General features: G+C 68.7%; 15 protein-coding genes and 1 pseudogene. 13 read left to right on the forward strand and 3 right to left on the reverse strand.

Annotation, left to right across the window (positions count from 1 at the left end; translation table 11 throughout):
* Positions 1–78: 78 nt before the first annotated feature.
* From RS85_RS06630 to RS85_RS06645, 4 genes are all read left to right on the forward strand, one after another.
* Positions 79–1692 (forward strand): ABC transporter substrate-binding protein, encoded by a 1614-nt coding sequence (locus RS85_RS06630; protein ID WP_046012643.1) that lies wholly within the window; start codon positions 79–81, stop codon positions 1690–1692.
* A gap of 80 nt (positions 1693–1772) precedes the next feature.
* The gene (locus tag RS85_RS06635) at positions 1773–2708 is read left to right on the forward strand and encodes an ABC transporter permease (protein WP_235282359.1); all 936 of its coding nucleotides are present in this window, start codon (positions 1773–1775) and stop codon (positions 2706–2708) included.
* Positions 2705–3517 carry an ABC transporter permease gene (locus tag RS85_RS06640; RefSeq protein ID WP_046012644.1) on the forward strand — a complete coding sequence of 271 codons (813 nt, stop codon included), beginning with the start codon at positions 2705–2707 and terminating at the stop codon, positions 3515–3517. Before RS85_RS06635 ends, RS85_RS06640 begins: the two co-directional genes overlap by 4 nt.
* The gene (locus tag RS85_RS06645) at positions 3514–5022 is read left to right on the forward strand and encodes an ATP-binding cassette domain-containing protein (protein WP_046012645.1); all 1509 of its coding nucleotides are present in this window, start codon (positions 3514–3516) and stop codon (positions 5020–5022) included. Before RS85_RS06640 ends, RS85_RS06645 begins: the two co-directional genes overlap by 4 nt.
* Here the strand turns inward: RS85_RS06645 and RS85_RS06650 are convergent.
* The gene (locus RS85_RS06650) at positions 5012–5662 is read right to left on the reverse strand and encodes a pentapeptide repeat-containing protein (protein WP_046012646.1); all 651 of its coding nucleotides are present in this window, start codon (positions 5660–5662) and stop codon (positions 5012–5014) included. The genes RS85_RS06645 and RS85_RS06650 overlap by 11 nt on opposite strands.
* Positions 5663–6201: 539 nt before the next feature.
* Between RS85_RS06650 and RS85_RS19975 the strand changes: the two genes are divergently transcribed.
* The 5 genes from RS85_RS19975 to ndk all read left to right on the forward strand — a co-directional run bounded on the left by RS85_RS19975 (position 6202) and on the right by ndk (position 12716).
* Complete coding sequence (locus RS85_RS19975) at positions 6202–6732, forward strand: endonuclease domain-containing protein (protein ID WP_235282360.1); 531 nt, start codon at positions 6202–6204, stop codon at positions 6730–6732.
* 339 nt (positions 6733–7071) lie between these two features.
* A complete protein-coding gene (gene ileS / locus RS85_RS06660; RefSeq protein ID WP_046012647.1) occupies positions 7072–10539 on the forward strand; it encodes an isoleucine--tRNA ligase in 3468 nt (1155 codons plus the stop codon).
* Positions 10536–11888, forward strand: a complete 1353-nt coding sequence (locus tag RS85_RS06665) for a bifunctional folylpolyglutamate synthase/dihydrofolate synthase (RefSeq protein WP_046012648.1) — start codon at positions 10536–10538, stop codon at positions 11886–11888. Before ileS ends, RS85_RS06665 begins: the two co-directional genes overlap by 4 nt.
* Positions 11876–12298, forward strand: coding sequence for a DUF4233 domain-containing protein (locus RS85_RS06670; RefSeq protein ID WP_046012649.1), 423 nt, complete (start codon positions 11876–11878; stop codon positions 12296–12298). Before RS85_RS06665 ends, RS85_RS06670 begins: the two co-directional genes overlap by 13 nt.
* Before the next feature lies 1 nt (position 12299).
* Positions 12300–12716 carry a nucleoside-diphosphate kinase gene (gene ndk, locus RS85_RS06675; protein ID WP_046012650.1) on the forward strand — a complete coding sequence of 139 codons (417 nt, stop codon included), beginning with the start codon at positions 12300–12302 and terminating at the stop codon, positions 12714–12716.
* A gap of 65 nt (positions 12717–12781) precedes the next feature.
* Here ndk and RS85_RS06680 read toward each other — a convergent pair whose 3' ends face one another.
* A complete protein-coding gene (locus RS85_RS06680) occupies positions 12782–13393 on the reverse strand; it encodes a vitamin K epoxide reductase family protein (protein WP_046012651.1) in 612 nt (203 codons plus the stop codon).
* Positions 13394–13677: 284 nt separating this feature from the next.
* On the opposite strand from RS85_RS06680, the gene RS85_RS06685 reads away from it, so the two are divergent.
* Positions 13678–16212, forward strand: a complete 2535-nt coding sequence (locus RS85_RS06685) for an Rne/Rng family ribonuclease (protein ID WP_152642349.1) — start codon at positions 13678–13680, stop codon at positions 16210–16212.
* On the opposite strand, the gene RS85_RS06690 is transcribed toward RS85_RS06685, so the two are convergent.
* Complete coding sequence (locus RS85_RS06690; protein ID WP_046012652.1) at positions 16174–16443, reverse strand: DUF4031 domain-containing protein; 270 nt, start codon at positions 16441–16443, stop codon at positions 16174–16176. The two genes, RS85_RS06685 and RS85_RS06690, sit on opposite strands and share 39 nt — an antisense overlap.
* A gap of 213 nt (positions 16444–16656) precedes the next feature.
* Here RS85_RS06690 and rplU point away from each other — a divergent pair, with 213 nt between their 5' ends.
* The 3 genes and pseudogenes from rplU to obgE all read left to right on the forward strand — a co-directional run.
* The gene (gene rplU / locus RS85_RS06695) at positions 16657–16965 is read left to right on the forward strand and encodes a 50S ribosomal protein L21 (RefSeq protein ID WP_046012653.1); all 309 of its coding nucleotides are present in this window, start codon (positions 16657–16659) and stop codon (positions 16963–16965) included.
* A gap of 18 nt (positions 16966–16983) precedes the next feature.
* Positions 16984–17241, forward strand: coding sequence for a 50S ribosomal protein L27 (gene rpmA, locus RS85_RS06700; protein ID WP_028501603.1), 258 nt, complete (start codon positions 16984–16986; stop codon positions 17239–17241).
* Between the two features lie 114 nt (positions 17242–17355).
* Positions 17356–17725 (forward strand): annotated as a pseudogene (gene obgE, locus RS85_RS06705) (GTPase ObgE); the annotation flags it as partial.

A 17725-nucleotide genomic window follows, 5' to 3' on the forward strand; every position in this document is an offset into this window, starting at 1 on the left:
AGGGACGCACATCGACCCCGTCCAACAATTCGGTCGTAGACTTGAGGCATCCCGACCCGCTCGTTCTGAGGAATCGTCATGCCCGCACATTCCGCGCGCCGTGTTCTGCCCTTCGCCGCACTCGCTGCCGCCACCTCTCTCGTGCTCAGCGCCTGCGCCGGACCCGCAGACCAGACCGACGGCGACGGCGAGCTCGTCTGGTCCATCGAAGGCGCCAACCTCTCGGCCGGACACATGGACCCGCAGGTGAGCCAGCTCGACGTGTCCGGCATGGTGCAGCGCGCCGTGCTCGACTCGCTGGTGTTCCAGGAGGACGACGGCTCCTTCACCCCGTGGCTGGCGAAGGAGTGGGAGGTCTCGGATGACAGCACCGAGTACACCTTCACCCTCCGCGACGACGTCACGTTCACCGACGGTGAGGCTTTCGACGCCGCGGCGGTCAAGGCGAACTTCGATCGCATCGTCGACCCGGAGACCGCATCCGCGCAGGCGGCCAGCATGATGGGCGCCGACTTCTACGAGGGCACCGAGGTCATTGACGAGCACGCCGTGAAGGTCAGCTTCACGCAGCCGTATGCGCCCTTCCTGCAGGCGGCCAGTACACCGTTGCTCGGCTTCTACTCGCCGGCGGTGCTCGAGGAGTCCGCCGACCAGCTCAAAGCCGGCGGTCCCGGAATCACGGTGGGCACCGGTCCCTTCGAGCTCACCGAGTACACCCCCGACCAGGAGATCGTCTACACGCGCAACGACGACTACGCCTGGGGCCCGCACGGCGAGAAGGCTCCGAAGTTCGAGACGCTGCGCGTCGAGATCCAGCCGGAGGCCTCCGTGCGCACCGGCGTCGTGGAGAGCGGCGAGGCGGACCTGGCCAGCAACATCCCGCCGAACCTCGCGAAGGACCTGGGTGACGGCATCACGGTCGAGTCCGTCGAATACCCCGGCCTCCCGTACTCGCTGTACCTGAACGAGAAGTACGGCGTGTTCGCAGACGAGAAGGTGCGGCAGGCATTCGCCCGCGGCATCGACATCGAGCCGGCCGTGAAGGAGATCTTCTTCGGTCAGTTCCCACGCGCATGGAGCGTGCTGGGTTCGACCACGCCGGGATACGACGCCGCCCTCGAGGGCAGCTGGCCGTTCGACCAGGAGGCGGCGAACGCGCTCCTCGACGAGGCCGGGTGGACGGAGCGGAACGCCGACGGCATCCGCACCAAGAACGGACAGCCGCTGTCTGCACGCTGGATCGCCTGGACTCCCGTCCCCGACGACCGCGCTGCGCTCGCCAACGCGATTCAGTCCGATCTCAAGGAGATCGGGTTCGATGTGAAGCGCGAGGTCCTCGAGCCTGGTGCGTACAACGAGCAGTACGGTCCGAAGACCTTCGACCTGACCGACTGGGGATTCTCCGGTGTGGATGCCGACTTCCTGCGCAGCCACCTGCACACCGAGGGATTCCAGAACGCCTCGCAGGTCTCCGACCCGGCGGTCGACGACCTGCTCGAACAGGCCGTCGCCTCCAGCGACCAGGACGTGCGCAACTCCCTCTACACGCAGCTGCAGGAGTGGAACGCCGAGCACACGGCCATCGTTCCGCTCTACAGCCCGTCCGCGATCACCGCGGTCGGTGAGCGGGTCCAGGGTCTCGAGTACGACCTCTACGGCCGGCCGCTGTTCTACGATGTGAGCGTCGGCTGAAACATCGGTCGTTGAGCGACACTTCGACTCGCATTCGCTCGCTCAGTGCTGGTCTGCGCCGGAGGAGAGGCATAAAGGCTGTGCTTCTCCGTGTCGCCGGTCTCGCAGCATCCGTCGTCATCGTGCTCTGGGGCGCGGCGACGGTCGCCTTCCTCGCCTTCCGGGTAATCCCGGGCGACCCCGTATCGGTGATGCTCGGGCCGCAGGCCCAGGTCAGCGAGGCGGTGAAGGACGGCATCCGCCGCGATCTCGGTCTCGACAGGCCGCCGCTCGAGCAGTACGTGACCTTCATCGGCCGGCTCGCGCGCGGAGACCTGGGCGAGTCGTACCAGCTGCGGATGCCGGTGACAGAGGTCATCGGACGTCAGCTCGGCGCGACACTGCAGCTCTCGGTGCTGGCCCTGCTGATCGCTGTCGTCCTCGCCCTCGCCGTGGCGCTGTTCGTCCGGGGGCAGGCCGGGCGTGCGGTGGCCGCGAGCATCGAGCTCGTGGTGCTCTCGTCGCCAGTGTTCTGGATCGGCTTGATCCTGCTGAGCGTCTTCGCGTTCGGCCTGGGGTGGTTCCCGGTGTCAGGAGCGCGCAATCCCGCGACGATCGTGCTCCCGGCGATCACGCTGGCCCTGCCGGTCGCCGCCCTGCTCAGCCAGGTGTTGCGCGACGGCCTCGTGCAGGCGGAGCGGATGCCGTTCGCCGTGACGGTCCGTGCGCGGGGCGCCGGCCCCACCTGGTTCACTCTCCGGCACGGTCTGCGGCACGGCGCCGCGAACGCCGTGACCCTCGCGGCCTACCTCACCGGTTCGGTGCTCGGCGGCGCGGTGCTCGTGGAGACGGTCTTCGCGCGCCCAGGGCTCGGGCGCGTCACGCTTGCCGCCATCAGTGATCGCGACCTGCCGGTGATCACCGGGATCATCCTGCTGAGCGCGGTGGTCTTCGTCCTGGTGAATCTCGTCGTCGAGCTCGTGCATCCGCTGATCGACCCGCGGGTGACGGCCTCTCGTCCTGGCGGTGTCCGATGAGGCGCGCGCAGCGGGTGCTCCTGTGGGCGGCGATCGCCGTGCTGATCCTGATCGCGTTCGCAGCCGTCTGGCCCGCAGTTCTCGCGACCCACGATCCGCTGCAGACCGACGTGCGCGCTGCGCTCCTCCCTCCCGGCGCCGAGCACCTCTTCGGCACGGACCAGAGCGGACGCGACGTGTACTCGCGAGTGGTCCACGGCGCGAGCCGCTCGCTCGGCATCGGACTGCTCGCGACGAGCGTGGCCCTCATCGCCGGCCTGTTGCTGGGGGCGCTCGCCGGTGTCGCACCTCGCGGTGTCGATGCGTCCATGATGCGGATCAACGACGTGCTGATGGCGTTTCCCGAGTTCCTCGTGGCGCTCGTCGTCGTGGCTGTGCTCGGGCCCGGACCGGTGAACATCGCGATCGCCGTGACCCTCGCGGCCGTTCCGGTGTACATCCGGCTCGCACGCGTGCAGACGAGGACGCTGCGCGTCGCGGAGCACGTCGAGGCGGCGCGCATCCTGGGTGTTCAGCCGACGCGGGCCTTCCTCCGGCACGTCGCCCCCGGGGTGCTGGGGGCATTGAGCGTGCTCGCGACGATCGGTATCGGCTCGAGCATCCTCGCCGCGGCAGGTCTGAGCTTCCTCGGCCTCGGCCCGTCCGAGCCGACACCGGAGTGGGGGCTCATGCTCGCGGGCGGTCGCAACGTGCTGGGGCAGGCCTGGTGGATCTCGGTGTTCCCGGGCATCGCGATCACACTCACCGTGGTCGCGGCGACGGTCGTCGGGCGCATCCTCCGCGCACGCGCGGAAGGCCGGTCGTCATGAGCGCGGCGCTCGAGTTGCAGGGACTTCGCATCGCCTTCGACGGCACGACCGTCGTCGACGGGGTCTCGCTTTCCGTGGCGCCGGGGGAGTGCGTCGCGATCGTCGGGGAGTCGGGCGCCGGCAAGTCGCTGACCGCCCGCGCGCTTCTCGGCCTCACGCCGGCAGATGCCGATGTGACGGTCGAAAGGCTTTCCCTCGGCGGGACCGATGTCGCGGCATTCGCCGAGCGCGACTGGCGGCGCCTGCGGGGAGCGCGCATCGCCCTCGTGTCGCAGGATGCGCTGGTGTCGCTCGACCCGCTGCGCCGGATCGGAGCCGAGATCGCCGAGCCTCTGCAGCTGCACGGCATGGTCCGAGGTCGTGCAGCGGTGGCCGAACGTGTGCGCGAGCTTCTGCGACGGGTCTGGATGCCCGACGCCGAGCGCCGTGCGCGCCAGTACTCGCACGAGCTCTCGGGGGGCCTGCGTCAGCGCGCGCTGATCGCCTCCGCTCTCGCCGCCGATCCTGCCGTGCTGATCGCCGACGAGCCCACCACCGCGCTCGATGCGACCGTGCAGGCACGGATCCTCGACCTGCTGCGGGAGATCGCCGATGCGGGCACGGCCGTCGTGTTCATCAGCCATGACTTCGCGGCCGTCCGTCGCCTCGCCGACCGGGTGCTGGTCATGCGTCACGGCGCTGTCGTCGAGAGCGGCGAAGTCGCGGAGGTGCTCGAACGACCGCAGCACGAGTACACGAAGCAGCTCATCGCCGCGACGATCCACGAGCCGCGGTCGTCGACGGGCGCGGCGGCCGATCCCGTGCTCGTGGTGACCGAGGTCTCGACGAGCTTCGGTGAGGTGTCGGCGGTGGTCGCGGCATCCTTCTCCGTGCACGAGGGACGCACGCTCGGGATCGTCGGAGAGTCGGGATCGGGCAAGACCACCCTCGCGCGTATGATCGTCGGGGTGGAGCAGCCCGACGACGGCGCCCTTCGCTGGATCGGGGACCGGCGGGTGCAGCTCGTGCATCAGAATCCGCTCGGTGCGTTCGATCCCCGGTGGACCGTCGGCCGCTCGCTGCGAGAGGCGCTGGAGGCCGGCGGCGTGCCGCGCGCTCAGCGCGCCGCCCGCGTGGCGGCGCTTCTCGCCGAAGTCGATCTCGAGCCGGGGCTGGCCGCGCGACGTCCGCACGCGCTCTCCGGCGGACAGCGACAGCGGGCGGCGATCGCCCGCGCGCTCGCCGCCGATCCCGAGGTGCTCGTCCTGGACGAACCCGTCTCCGCGCTCGATCCCTCGGTGCGTGAGCGCATCCTCGGTCTGCTCGACCGGGTGCAGCGCGAGCGCGGTCTCACGATGATCCTGGTGTCGCACGACCTCGGCGTCGTCGGGGCGGTCGCCGACGAGATCCTCGTGATGCAGGACGGGCGCATCGTCGAGCAGGGGAGCACCGCCGAGGTGTTCGCCGCGCCGCAGCACCCGTTCACGAGAGAGCTGCTCGAGGCGAGCGGGACCGTCAGTCCTTGAGCTGGATGCCGAGGCCCGCGGCGATCACGGCAGCGAGTTGCTGCACCTGGAAGCCGGTCAGGGTCGTGCCTCGCAGGCTGTTCGCGTCGAGGTAGGACAGTGCGTCGAGTCCACGAAGATCCACGTCGAGGGCTCGCATGCCGCGCGGATCGACCTCGTCGGTCGACGTCGTATCGAAGCGGACGCGCGTGAGCTCGGCCTGGGGGAGGTCGATGGTCCGGATGCTGCACCCGGTGATCTCGACGTCGGTGGCGCGCGCCGCGCCCAGGTTGAGATAGTCCACGCGCAGGTCGCGGAGTTCGAGCTCGTCGATGCGGGCACCGCTGAGGTCGAGGGTGCCGATGCGGCCTCCGACGATCTGTAGACGCCGGATCCCCGCGCCGCGCAGCTTCAGCGCGGCGATGCGCACGTGCGTCATGGCCACGTCGAGGATCGTCGCTCCGGTGAGGTCGACTTCATCGGCATCCGCTCGGATCGTGCACTGCTCGAGTGATGCGTACGCCAGGTCGGCGTTGCCGGCGAGGTCGAGGCGCGCGGCGAGGAGGTCCGCGCTGCGGGCGGCCGATGCCGAGGCGAACTCGTCGGGCAGATCGGGCGGCGAGACGCGGGGAGCGGCGGGGGAGTCAGTCGTGCGGGCCATCCTCCGAGGGTATGCCGAGGTGCGGACACGGCAGGCACCCCGGTCGCTCGGCCAATTGCTCCTCGCAAGGCCGTTCCGTGCTCAAGGGACCTTGGTAGACGCAGATGTCCGGGTGGGGCGCTCAGCCACTAGCCCACGACCTAGCGCAAAAGAAACGAGTTGTCCCCGAAACACGTCGGGTGCGAGCCGATCCGCCTCGCAGAAGACGGCGACCGGGCCACCCTTACGCCCATGAAGACTGTCGATGAGCTGATCGCCTTTCTGGCCGACCGCGACGGCGTCGTTCGTGCGTCCGTCGTCACTGAGAACGGATTCAGCCGCCGTGCCATCGACACGGCCGTGGCTCGCGGGATCCTCACCCGCCCTCGCCGGGGATGGCTGGCGCTGCGGGAAGCCGACCGAGTGTTGGTGGCCGCGGCTCGCCTCGGCGTCATCCTGACGTGCCGCACCCAGGCGAGCCGTTTAGTCTCTGGCTGCACGACCACAGCGGAAAACCCCACTTCGCGATTCCTCCGAACGCGGTGGGCAGAAGGCCCGTCGTGGCGAAGTACCACTGGGGTACGCCTCCATTGCCGAGACAGCCTGGCACTCTTGTCGACCCGATCGAGAACGTGCTGGCCCACATCGCCGAGTGCGAACCGTTCGAGCAGGCTCTCGCCACATGGGAATCGGCGCTTAACAAATCGCTCGTCACGGTCGAGGGGCTGCGCGCGTTCCCGTGGCGGCCCGCGGCGCGTCGTGTACTCGGACGCGCCACCCCGTTCGCCGATGCAGGGCTGGAGACATACCTTCGGGCGAGACTTCGCTGGCTGCGAGAGCCGATCCGCGTGCAGATCTGGATCGCCGGGCACCGCGTCGACACTCTCATCGGGGATCGCCTGATCGTGCAGATCGATGGCGCGCACCACGTCGGAGCGCAGCGGTCCGAGGACATCAGCCACGACGCGGAGTTGATGCTCATGGGCTATCACGTCATCCGGGTGTCGTACACCCAGATGATGTTCGACTGGGCGACCGTGCAGGATGTGATCATGCGGGCGGTCGCTCAAGGTTTGCACCGGGCTCGTTGAGCTGTACGCCTCGCGCGGTAATGTGCGCTTCGCAAGGACGGATGCCACGCAGCAGACCTTCTGAGCCGCGCAAAGCCTTGCGGGAGTCTCCCGGGCGATCGCCGCGACCGTCCCACGCGCGTACAATGGACGAACGAGCGTCGATCCGTCATCACCGGGGAGCTCTCGGAAGAACAGCCTCCTCTCGACAGAGAGACGGCCCAGTAGAACCGAGCGGGGCAGGCCCGTCACAGCCGCAGTGAGAGTGGCCCGCCGGGAGGCGCGCACGCGAGGTGGTACCGCGGTCCGTGAGGATCGTCCTCGCAGGAGCATCCGCCACGACGATCACTGCGAGACGACATGACCTACCCGCGCCCTTCGACACGCTCAGGGACCCAGGACGCCGCATCAGGCGCGTCCTCCTTCGGCCCCGCCGCCGACTCCGTCGCGCCCAGCCCCCGCTTCCCGCAGATCGAGGAGGAGGTGCTCGCGTTCTGGAAGGACGACGACACCTTCCGCGCATCGATCGAGCAGCGCGAGGGATCGCCGGAGTGGGTGTTCTACGACGGGCCGCCGTTCGCCAACGGCCTGCCGCACTACGGCCACCTGCTCACCGGCTACGCGAAGGACGTGTTCCCGCGCTTCCAGACCATGACCGGCCACAAGGTCGATCGCGTCTTCGGCTGGGACACGCACGGCCTGCCCGCCGAGCTCGAGGCGATGAAGCAGCTCGGCATCACCGAGAAGAGCGAGATCGAGGCCATGGGCATCGACGTCTTCAACGCGAAGGCGAAGAGCTCGGTGCTGGCGTACACCGACGAGTGGCAGGACTACGTCACCCGACAGGCCCGCTGGGTCGACTTCGACCGCGGCTACAAGACGCTCGATCTCGGCTACATGGAGAGCGTGCTCTGGGCGTTCAAGACCCTGTACGACAAGAACCTCGCCTATGAGGGCTACCGCGTGCTGCCGTACTGCTGGCGCGATGAGACGCCGCTGAGCGCGCATGAGCTGCGCATGGACGACGACGTCTACCAGATGCGCCAGGACCCCTCTGTGACGGTGACCTTCCCGCTGACCGGTGCGAAGGCGGAGTCGCTCGGCCTCACCGGCGTGCGCGCCCTGGCCTGGACCACCACGCCCTGGACCCTCCCGACGAACCTCGCGCTCGCCGTCGGCCCCGAGATCGACTACGTCGTGCTTCCTGCCGGACCCGCGGGCGCCGCCGACGTGCACCGGACGCCCGGAACGACGGATGCCGCTGTCGAGGCCTCCGCCCACCGCTACCTGCTCGCCCGGGACCTGCTCGGGGGCTACGCGAAGGACCTCGGCTACGAGAGCGCCGAGGATGCGCTCGCCGCGGTGGATGCGACGCTCCGCGGCGCCGAGCTGCAGGACGTCACCTACGACCGTCTGTTCGACTATTACGCGGACGAGGAGACCTACGGCACCCAGAACGCCTGGCGCATCCTGGTCGACGACTACGTCACCACCACCGACGGCACGGGCATCGTGCACCAGGCTCCCGCCTACGGTGAGGACGACCTGCGGGTCGCCGGTGCCGCCGGCATTCCGACGATCCTCTCGCTCGACGACGGCGGACGCTTCCTCCCGAACGTCACCGACGTCGCCGGTGAGCTCTGGATGGAGGCGAACACTCCGCTCGTGCGCATCATCCGCGACAACGGGCGGCTGGTGCGCCTGCAGAGCTACGAGCACTCGTACCCGCACTGCTGGCGCTGCCGGAACCCCCTGATCTACAAGGCGGTCTCGAGCTGGTTCATCCGGGTGACCGACATCAAGGACGATCTGCTCGCGAACAACGAGCAGATCACCTGGGTGCCCGAGAACGTCAAGCACGGGCAGTTCGGCAAGTGGCTCGAGGGTGCGCGCGACTGGTCGATCAGCCGCAACCGCTACTGGGGCTCGCCGATCCCGATCTGGAAGAGCGACGACCCGGAGTACCCGCGAGTCGACGCGTACGGGTCGCTGGAGGACCTGGAGGGCGACTTCGGCACGCTGCCGCGCAACCCCGAGGGCGAGATCGACCTGCACCGCCCGTACATCGACGAGCTCACACGTCCGAACCCGGACGACCCCACGGGCAACAGCACGATGCGCCGCATCGAGGATGTCTTCGACGTGTGGTTCGACTCGGGCTCGATGCCGTACGCCCAGGTGCACTACCCGTTCGAGAACCAGGAGTGGTTCGAGTCGCACTCGCCCGCCGACTTCATCGTCGAGTACATCGGGCAGACGCGTGGCTGGTTCTACGTCATGCACGTGCTCTCGACGGCGCTGTTCGACCGCCCCGCCTTCACCGGCGTGAGCTGCCACGGCATCGTGCTCGGCAGCGACGGCTACAAGATGTCGAAATCGCTGCGGAACTACCCCGACGTGTCGGAGGTGCTCGACCGCGACGGCTCCGACGCGATGCGCTGGTTCCTGATGTCGAGCTCGGTGCTGCGCGGTGGCAACCTCGCGGTGACCGAAGAGGGCATCCGTGCCGGAGTGCGCGAGTTCCTGCTGCCGCTCTGGAGCTCCTGGTACTTCTTCGCGACCTACGCGAATGCATCCACCTCGGTCGTTGAGCGAGCGCAGCGAGACGGAACGCAGACCCAGTCCGGCCAGGGGTACGAGGCGCAGTGGCGCACCGATTCCACGGATGTGCTCGACCGGTACATCCTGGCGCGCCTCGGCGACCTCGTCCGCGAGGTGCGCACGGATCTCGAAGGACTCGACTCGACGACGGCATCCGCTCGTCTGCGCGATTTCGCCGAGGTGCTGACGAACTGGTACATCCGTCGCTCGCGGGACCGGTTCTGGGTGGGCGTCACCGCCGACCCGAAGAGCAGGGAGGCGTTCGACACGCTCTACACGGTGCTGGAGACGCTCACCCGCGTCGCGGCTCCGCTCGTGCCGCTGGTCAGCGAACGCGTCTGGCAGGGCCTCACCGGAGGACGAAGCGTGCACCTGCAGGACTGGCCGGATGCCGCGGCGTTCCCCGCGGCCGACGACATCCGTGACGCGATGGATGCCGTCCGCGAGCTCTCCAGCGTCGGCAACGCCCTTCGCAAGAAGGAGAAGCTGCGCGTGCGCCTGCCTCTCGCGCGTCTCACGGTGGTGTCGGCGCAGGCCGCCTCACTCGGACAGTTCGATGACATCCTCCGGGAAGAGCTCAACGTCAAGTCGGTCGAGCTCGTCGCCCTGGCGGAGAACACCGCAGCCGACTACGGCATCACGCACCGTCTCAGTGTGAACGCGCGCGCCGCCGGTCCGCGTCTCGGCAAGAACGTGCAGACGGCGATCAAGGCGGCGAAGGCCGGCGACTGGGCGCAGGTCGACGGTGTCGTGACGGCGGGCGGGCTCGCCCTCGAGCCGTCGGAGTACGAGCTCGCGCTGGAGACCACCGGAAGGCCGGAGGGCGAGGCGCTCGCGATCGTCCCTTCGGGCGGGTTCGTGCTCCTCGACACGCAGACCACGCCGCAGCTCGAGGCAGAGGGCCTCGCGCGTGACGCCATCCGCGTCGTGCAGGAAGCACGCAAGAACGCGGGCCTCGACGTGAGCGACCGCATCGTCCTCGCCCTGAACGCGGCGCCGGACCACGCGGCAGCGCTCGAGGAGCACGCCGACCTCATCGCCGCCGAGACCTTGGCCATCGCCTTCGCGGTGCAGCCGACGGAAGACATCGACGCTCTGGTCGACGACGTCACGAGCCCGGGCGACGGCGTGTTCCGGTCGGGCGCACGAGCGCTGGGCTCGGTGAAGGCCCCGATCATCGTGACGATCGACGCCACGGCAGCGGTCAGCAGGGAGGCAGCATCATGAGCGATCGCGAGCGGGCCGATGCGGTCTACGAGGCGCTGCTGAGCCGGGCGGGGGAGCGGTGGGTGCAGCCGCGCAAGGAGCGCACCGCGCGCATCCTGACGTTCCTCGACGACCCGCAGCGCACGTACCGGGTCGTGCACATCACGGGTACGAACGGGAAGACGTCCACCGCGCGGATGATCGAGAGCCTTCTCCGCGCCCACGAACTGCGCACAGGACTGTTCACGAGTCCGCACCTGGAGCGGTTCACCGAGCGGATCATGATCGACGGCGAGCCGATCGCAGACGCCGCGGTCGCGGATGCCTGGGACGAGATCGAGCCGTTCGTCGGCATCGTCGACGCCGAGCTCGAAGCGGCGGGCGACGCCCCGCTGACCTTCTTCGAACTGCTCACGGTGCTAGCGTTCGTGGCGGCGGCGGATGCTCCGATCGACGTGCTCGTGCTCGAGGTGGGGATGGGCGGCGAATGGGATTCCACCAACACCGCCGACGGGGATGTCGCCGTCTTCGCTCCGATCGACATCGATCACGCCGATCGCCTGGGCAGCACGATCGCGGAGATCGCCCAGGTCAAGGCGGGCATCATCAAGCAGGGCGCGGCCGTCGTCTCCGCCCAGCAGCCACCGGAAGCGGCGGAGGTGCTGCGCCGCGTCGCGGCCGAGATGAACGCCACCATCGCCTTCGAGGGCGAGGAGTTCGGTCTCGCCGACCAGAAGCTCGCGGTCGGCGGGCAGCTCCTTACGATCCGCGGTCTCGCGGGGGAGTACGTCGAGGAGTACCTGCCGATCTACGGGGCCCACCAGGGACACAACGCGGCGCTCGCGGTCGCCGCCGTCGAATCGCTCATCGGCGGCGGCTCGCAGCGGATCGCGGCGGACATCGTCACAGACGGCCTGCAGGGCGCGACCTCTCCCGGTCGCCTGCAGCTGCTGGGCATCGCGCCGACCGTGGTCGTCGACGCTGCGCACAACCCGCACGGCGCGAAGGCGCTCGCGCAGGCCCTCGACGACAGCTTCGACTTCGACGAGTGGGGCGTGGTGCTCGGCGTGCTCTCCGACAAGGACGCTGCGGGAATCATCGCGCAGCTCGCCCCGGCGGCGGCGCACGTCTTCGCCACTGCGCCCGTGTCCGACCGAGCGAGCGATGCCGATGCACTCGCCGATCTCGTCGAGCAGGCGGGGCACCGTGCGACCGTGCACCCCTCGCTGGCCGACGCTGCGGACGCGGCACGCGAATGGGCGGCATCCTCCGACCGTCGCGCCGTGGTCATTGCGGGATCCGTGGTGCTCGCGGGCGAGGCGATCGCCCTGGCCGAGGAAGAGGACTGGAAGTCGGGGTGGCGCGCGTGAATGCGGATGCCGCGCCCGTCCGCCGTCCGCGGCCGCCGCGCACACTGGTGCAGAAGCTGGCGCCCATCGTGCTGGGCTTCGAGGCGATCGTCGTGTTCCTCGCGGGGCTGACGATCTTCGGACTGAAGGCGCTTCCAGCCGGCATCGAGCCGTGGTGGGCCATTGTGGCGGGTGCTGTCGTCGGACTCGCCTGCATCGTCGTCGCCGGGATGATCACGAAGCCGTGGGCGGTCGCCGCCGGATGGATCATCCAGGTCGTCATCGCGCTGGCCGCCTTCCTCGAGCCCGCCATCCTGTTCGTCGTCCTGATTTTTGGCGGCATGTGGGCGTATGCGACGATCATGGGGGCCCGGTTGGACGCACGGCGTCCGACCGAGACCTCGACCGAGACTCCGACAGAGAGTGAATGACATGGCCACCGAAGAAACACTCGTCCTCGTCAAGCCCGACGGCGTCGCCCGCGGCCTCACCGGGGCGATCCTCGCGCGAATCGAGGCGAAGGGCTACGCGCTCGTCGACATCCGCCTCGTCGAGCCCGACCGCGACCGCCTCGCCGCGCACTACGCGGAGCACGAGGGAAAGCCGTTCTACGAGCCGCTGATCGAGTTCATGCTGTCCGGGCCGTCGGTCGCCATCCGTCTCGCGGGCAACCGCGTGATCGAGGGCTTCCGCTCGCTCGCCGGCACGACCGACCCGACGACCGCAGCGCCCGGCACGATCCGCGGCGACTTCGGCCGGGACTGGGGCCTCAAGGTGCAGCAGAACCTGGTGCACGGTTCCGACAGCGCCGAGTCCGCCGCGCGCGAGCTCGGCATCTGGTTCGACTGACACCTCACACACGAAAGCCCGTCCCCTCGCAAGGGGACGGGCTTTTCGTCATTGCGTCCGGCGTCTCAGAAGATGAGCTTCGCCATCTCGCCGAGGAACTCGAGCCCCTGGAGCTGAGCCATCATGATGATGACGGCGTAGGCGACGATCGTGGCGAGCGGCACCCAGATCATCATCTTCCCAGCGCGCTCCTGCGTCTTCTCGTTGCGCGTGAACGTCCCGTTGCGTGTGAGATGGAGCATCGTCGCGAAGAACGTCGGGATCGTGACGGCCCACGTCACCATGCACCAGGGGCACAGGACGTACAGGTCGTAGAGGCTCTGTCCGATCAGCCAGCAGACGAACCCGAAAGCGAGGGTGATCCCGGCGCCGAAGGCCGCCCAGAACCAGCGGGGGAAGCGCGCGCCCGCGAGGATCGCGACGCCGATGACGATCGGCGCCATCCAGCCGGTCAGCCCGAGGAGCGGGTTCGGGAACCCGAACACCTCGCCCTGCCAGGACTCGAGGTTCTTGCTGCACTGGATGAACGGGCTCACATCGCACGCCAGCGCTTCCGCTGGATTCTTCAGCAGCGCGAACTTCTCGACCGTCAGCTGGAACGCGGCGAACCAGCCGACGACGCCGGCGATGATCAGCCAGACGGCGTAGGCGACGGGGCGGGTGCGCTGCTCACTCATGGTCGGATTATCTCAGTGACGGCTATGGAAGTCGGGAGAACCGGCCGGGGAAAACGCGCGCGCGACCCCGGGATGCCGTATTCCGTGCGACTTGGTGCGATAATGGCCTGTGATGCGATGAACGGCGCCGCCGCTACGCGCATCGACGAACAGACTTCGGGGCCCCATGCCCCACGCGATCAGAGCCATGAGCCGGTCGCACACCGATTGAGTTCGCGGCACCTGCGGGTACCGCATGAGATTTCGCGGAGCACCTGGTGCCCCGCGCAGGGAGTAAGCCAGAGATGGCCGATGAGAACAATGACAACAACGTCCCTACCCTCGACATCCCGGCTGACGCCGCGGAGCCGCTGACGGAGTCGCAGACTCCGGAGGCCGACGAGGCCGTCATCGATTCCGAGGCGGTCGCCGTGGCACTCGCCGAGGCTGAGATCGCCGCGGACGCGGCCAACGGCGTGACGGACGCGCCGGGCGTGGACGAAACCGTCGCCGCCGATGACGCGAGTACTGCGGAGGAGCCGCTCGCGGTCGCGCCGGAGGCCGACGCCGAGGTCATCGCCGAAGCCCTCGTGGCCTCCACCCTCGAGATCGAGTCGGACGTGGAGACGACCGAGTCGGTCGCGGAGACGAAGGCCGAGACCGCGGACACCGAGGCGGACGACGACGCCGACGCCCCCGTCACCGCCGTCTCACTGGGTCTGCTTCCCGAGGTCTTCGTCTCGCAGGTCTCGACGCAGCTGCACTTCCATGCTCCCGCGATCGTTCCGCTGCCGGCACGACCCGAGCGCGAAGAGCGCAGCGAGCGCATCTTCGATCGCATCGCCGATCGCGACCAGGATGAGCAGGGGGCCGGTCGTCGTGGTCGCCGTCGCCGCGGCGGCTCCGACGGAGACGACCAGCGCGATCAGCGCGACGAGCCGCGTCAGCGGCAGCGCGTCGTCGAGTACATCACCGAGCCGAAGGCCATCAAGGGCTCGACGCGCCTCGAGGCGAAGAAGCAGCGTCGCCGCGACGGACGCGATGCCGGTCGCCGCCGCCCGGTGGTCACCGAGGCGGAGTTCCTCGCCCGCCGCGAGTCCGTCGACCGCAAGATGGTCGTCCGCGCCAAGAACGGCCGCACGCAGATCGGCGTCCTCGAGGACGGCGTCCTCGTCGAGCACTACGTCGCCCGCAACCAGGACGCGTCGCTCATCGGCAACGTCTACCTCGGTCGCGTGCAGAACGTCCTGCCCAGCATGGAGGCGGCCTTCGTCGACATCGGCCGCGGCCGCAACGCCGTGCTGTACTCCGGTGAGGTGGACTGGGACGGCGTCGAGACCGGCAACCAGCCACGTCGCATCGAGCTCGCGCTGAAGCCGGGCGACCGTGTCCTGGTGCAGGTGACGAAGGATCCGATCGGCCACAAGGGCGCACGCCTGACCAGCCAGATCTCGCTTCCCGGGCGCTACCTCGTGTACGTTCCGGGCGGGTCGATGAACGGCATCAGCCGCAAGCTGCCCGACAACGAGCGCGCGCGCCTCAAGCGCATCCTCAAGGAGGTGCTCCCCGAGTCCTCCGGCGTCATCGTCCGCACCGCGGCCGAGGGGGCCACCGAGGATCAGCTCACCCTCGATGTCCAGCGCCTCACCGCGCAGTGGGAGCACATCCGCAAGCAGGTCGAGAACCAGCAGGCTCCCGCGCTGCTGCACGCAGAGCCTGATCTGCTCGTCAAGATCGTCCGGGATGTCTTCAACGAGGACTTCACGAAGATGCTCATCCAGGGCGAGGAATCGCAGCAGACCATCCGCGCGTACCTCGAGAGCGTCGCCCCCGACCTTCTCGAGCGGACCGAGCCTTACGAGGACGAGACCGACCCGTTCGACGCGTTGCGCATCACGGAGCAGATCGAGAAGGCGCTGGACCGCAAGGTGTGGCTGCCCTCCGGCGGTTCGCTCGTGATCGACCGCACCGAGGCCATGACGGTCGTCGACGTCAACACGGGCAAGTTCGTCGGTTCCGGCGGAAACCTCGAGGAGACGGTCACCAAGAACAACCTCGAGGCCGCGGAGGAGATCGTCCGCCAGCTGCGCCTGCGTGACATCGGCGGCATCATCGTCGTCGACTTCATCGACATGGTCCTCGAGTCGAACCGCGACCTCGTGCTGCGTCGTCTCATCGAGTGCCTCAGCCGCGACAGGACCAAGCACCAGGTCGCCGAGGTCACCTCTCTCGGTCTCGTGCAGATGACCCGCAAGAAGCTCGGGCTCGGCCTGCTGGAGACCTTCAGCGAGAACTGCGAGGTCTGCGCCGGTCGCGGCGTCATCGTGCACCACGACCCCGTCGTCAAGCACCGGTCCAACGGCAACGAGCGCAGCAACGGCAACGGAAACGGCGGCAGCAACGGCGGCAGCCAGAGCAACCGCCGCCAGCGCGGGGGCAGCAACGGCCAGAACCAGAGCGCGCCGCCCGCACCGAACGTCACGCACAGCATCCCCGAGGGCGCGAAGTCAGCGCTGGCTCAGATCGCCGCATCGACTCTCGCACCGAGCCTCGAGCCGGTCGAGATCGCCGCGGATGCCGGTTCGGCCGAAGCCGCTCAGGACGTCGCACCCGAGCGGGCGAAGAAGCTGCGGAAGAAGCGCAGCTCCGACCGAAAGGGGCCGAAGTCGCCGGCGGAAGCGCTGCTCGACTCCGTGCTCGACGCCCTCCCCGAGCCCAAGGCTCCGGGGCAGGGACGCGGTCGTCGTCGCGTGTCCACGGCCGCTCTCACCGGCACTCCGGTGTCGGTGAACAACGACGCGTCAGCGGCGCCGGTCGCGGCCGCGGACTCGGAGTCCTGAGGCGATCAGCCGGCGCACCAGCTCCTTGCCTTCGACGTGCTGAGCGCCCCCGGCGATGAGCCGGGGGACGAGGTCGGCGGGCACGTCGTAGTGGTCCAGGTCGAAGGCGCGTGCGGGGACGTCGTGCGCCTTCGCGAAGGCGTGGAGCTCGTCGAGATCCGCATCGCTGACGAGGTGCGCCCAGAGGCGCCCGTGCGCGGGCCACAGCGGATCGTCGACGAGTACGGTCATCCCGTCAGCCTATGACGCGGACACGCCACCGGGCTCGCTTTGCGACACCGTCCCGCATCCGGTAAAGTAGTTCCTTGGTGCGTATGCCGTCCCGTCCTCGTCGGCCGGAGCGGAGAGCCTTGCCTTCGCACTCGTCGTCCGCGACGCATGCAAGCAACAGTCTTCCCGTGAGATTCTCGGAGTCCTCGTGCTCCCCAACGAAACAGGTATGAAGTGGTTTACGCAGTAGTGCGCGCCGGTGGGCGGCAGGAGAAGGTCGAGGTCGGCACGATCGTTCAGCTCGATCGTGTCAAGGCTGCCCAGGGCGAGAAGATCGAGCTCGCCGCTGTGCTGCTCGTCGACGGCGCTACGGTGACCACCGACGCCGACAAGCTGGCCAAGGTCAAGGTCACTGCCGAGGTCATCGGCAACCTCCGCGGCCCGAAGATCATCATCCAGAAGTACAAGAACAAGACCGGTTACAAGAAGCGTCAGGGCCACCGCCAGGAGCTCACGCGCGTCAAGATCACCGGCATCAAGTAAGGCTGAGGAGACCAAGACATGGCACACAAAAAGGGCGCAAGCTCCACCCGTAACGGTCGTGACTCCAACGCCCAGCGCCTCGGCGTGAAGCGCTTCGGCGGCCAGCAGGTCCTCGCCGGCGAGATCATCGTCCGCCAGCGCGGCACGCACTTCCACCCCGGCGTGAACGTCGGCCGTGGTGGCGACGACACGCTCTTCGCCCTGGCCGCCGGTGCGGTCCAGTTCGGCGCGAAGGGTGGCCGCAAGGTCGTCAACATCGTCGCCGCTGCTGAGTGATCACAGCGCGAGAGTAATCATCCGGACGGGGCGGGCTTCGGCTCGCCCCGTCCGTGTATCTGCCCGCCGAGTGTTCGGCCGGGCGCAGAGAACAAATCAGGAGGAGATCGAGACATGGTCACGTTCGTCGACACCGTGACGCTGCACCTGCGTGCGGGCAAGGGCGGCAACGGCTGTGTCTCGGTCCACCGCGAGAAGTTCAAGCCGCTCGGAGGACCGGACGGCGGCAACGGCGGCGACGGCGGGGATGTCGTGCTGGTCGCCGATCCGCAGGTCGGCACCCTCCTGTCGTACCACCACTCGCCGCATCGCAGCTCGGGCAATGGCGGCCCGGGCATGGGCGATCACCGTTCCGGCTTCATCGGCGAGACGCTGGAGCTTCCGGTCCCCGTCGGCACCGTCGTGAAGAACACGGCCGGCGAGGTCCTGATCGACATGATCGATCCGGGCGAGCGCTTCGTCGTCGCGAAGGGCGGGATGGGCG

The sequence above is a fragment of the Microbacterium sp. SA39 genome (assembly GCF_000967865.1).
GTDB lineage: Bacteria > Actinomycetota > Actinomycetes > Actinomycetales > Microbacteriaceae > Microbacterium.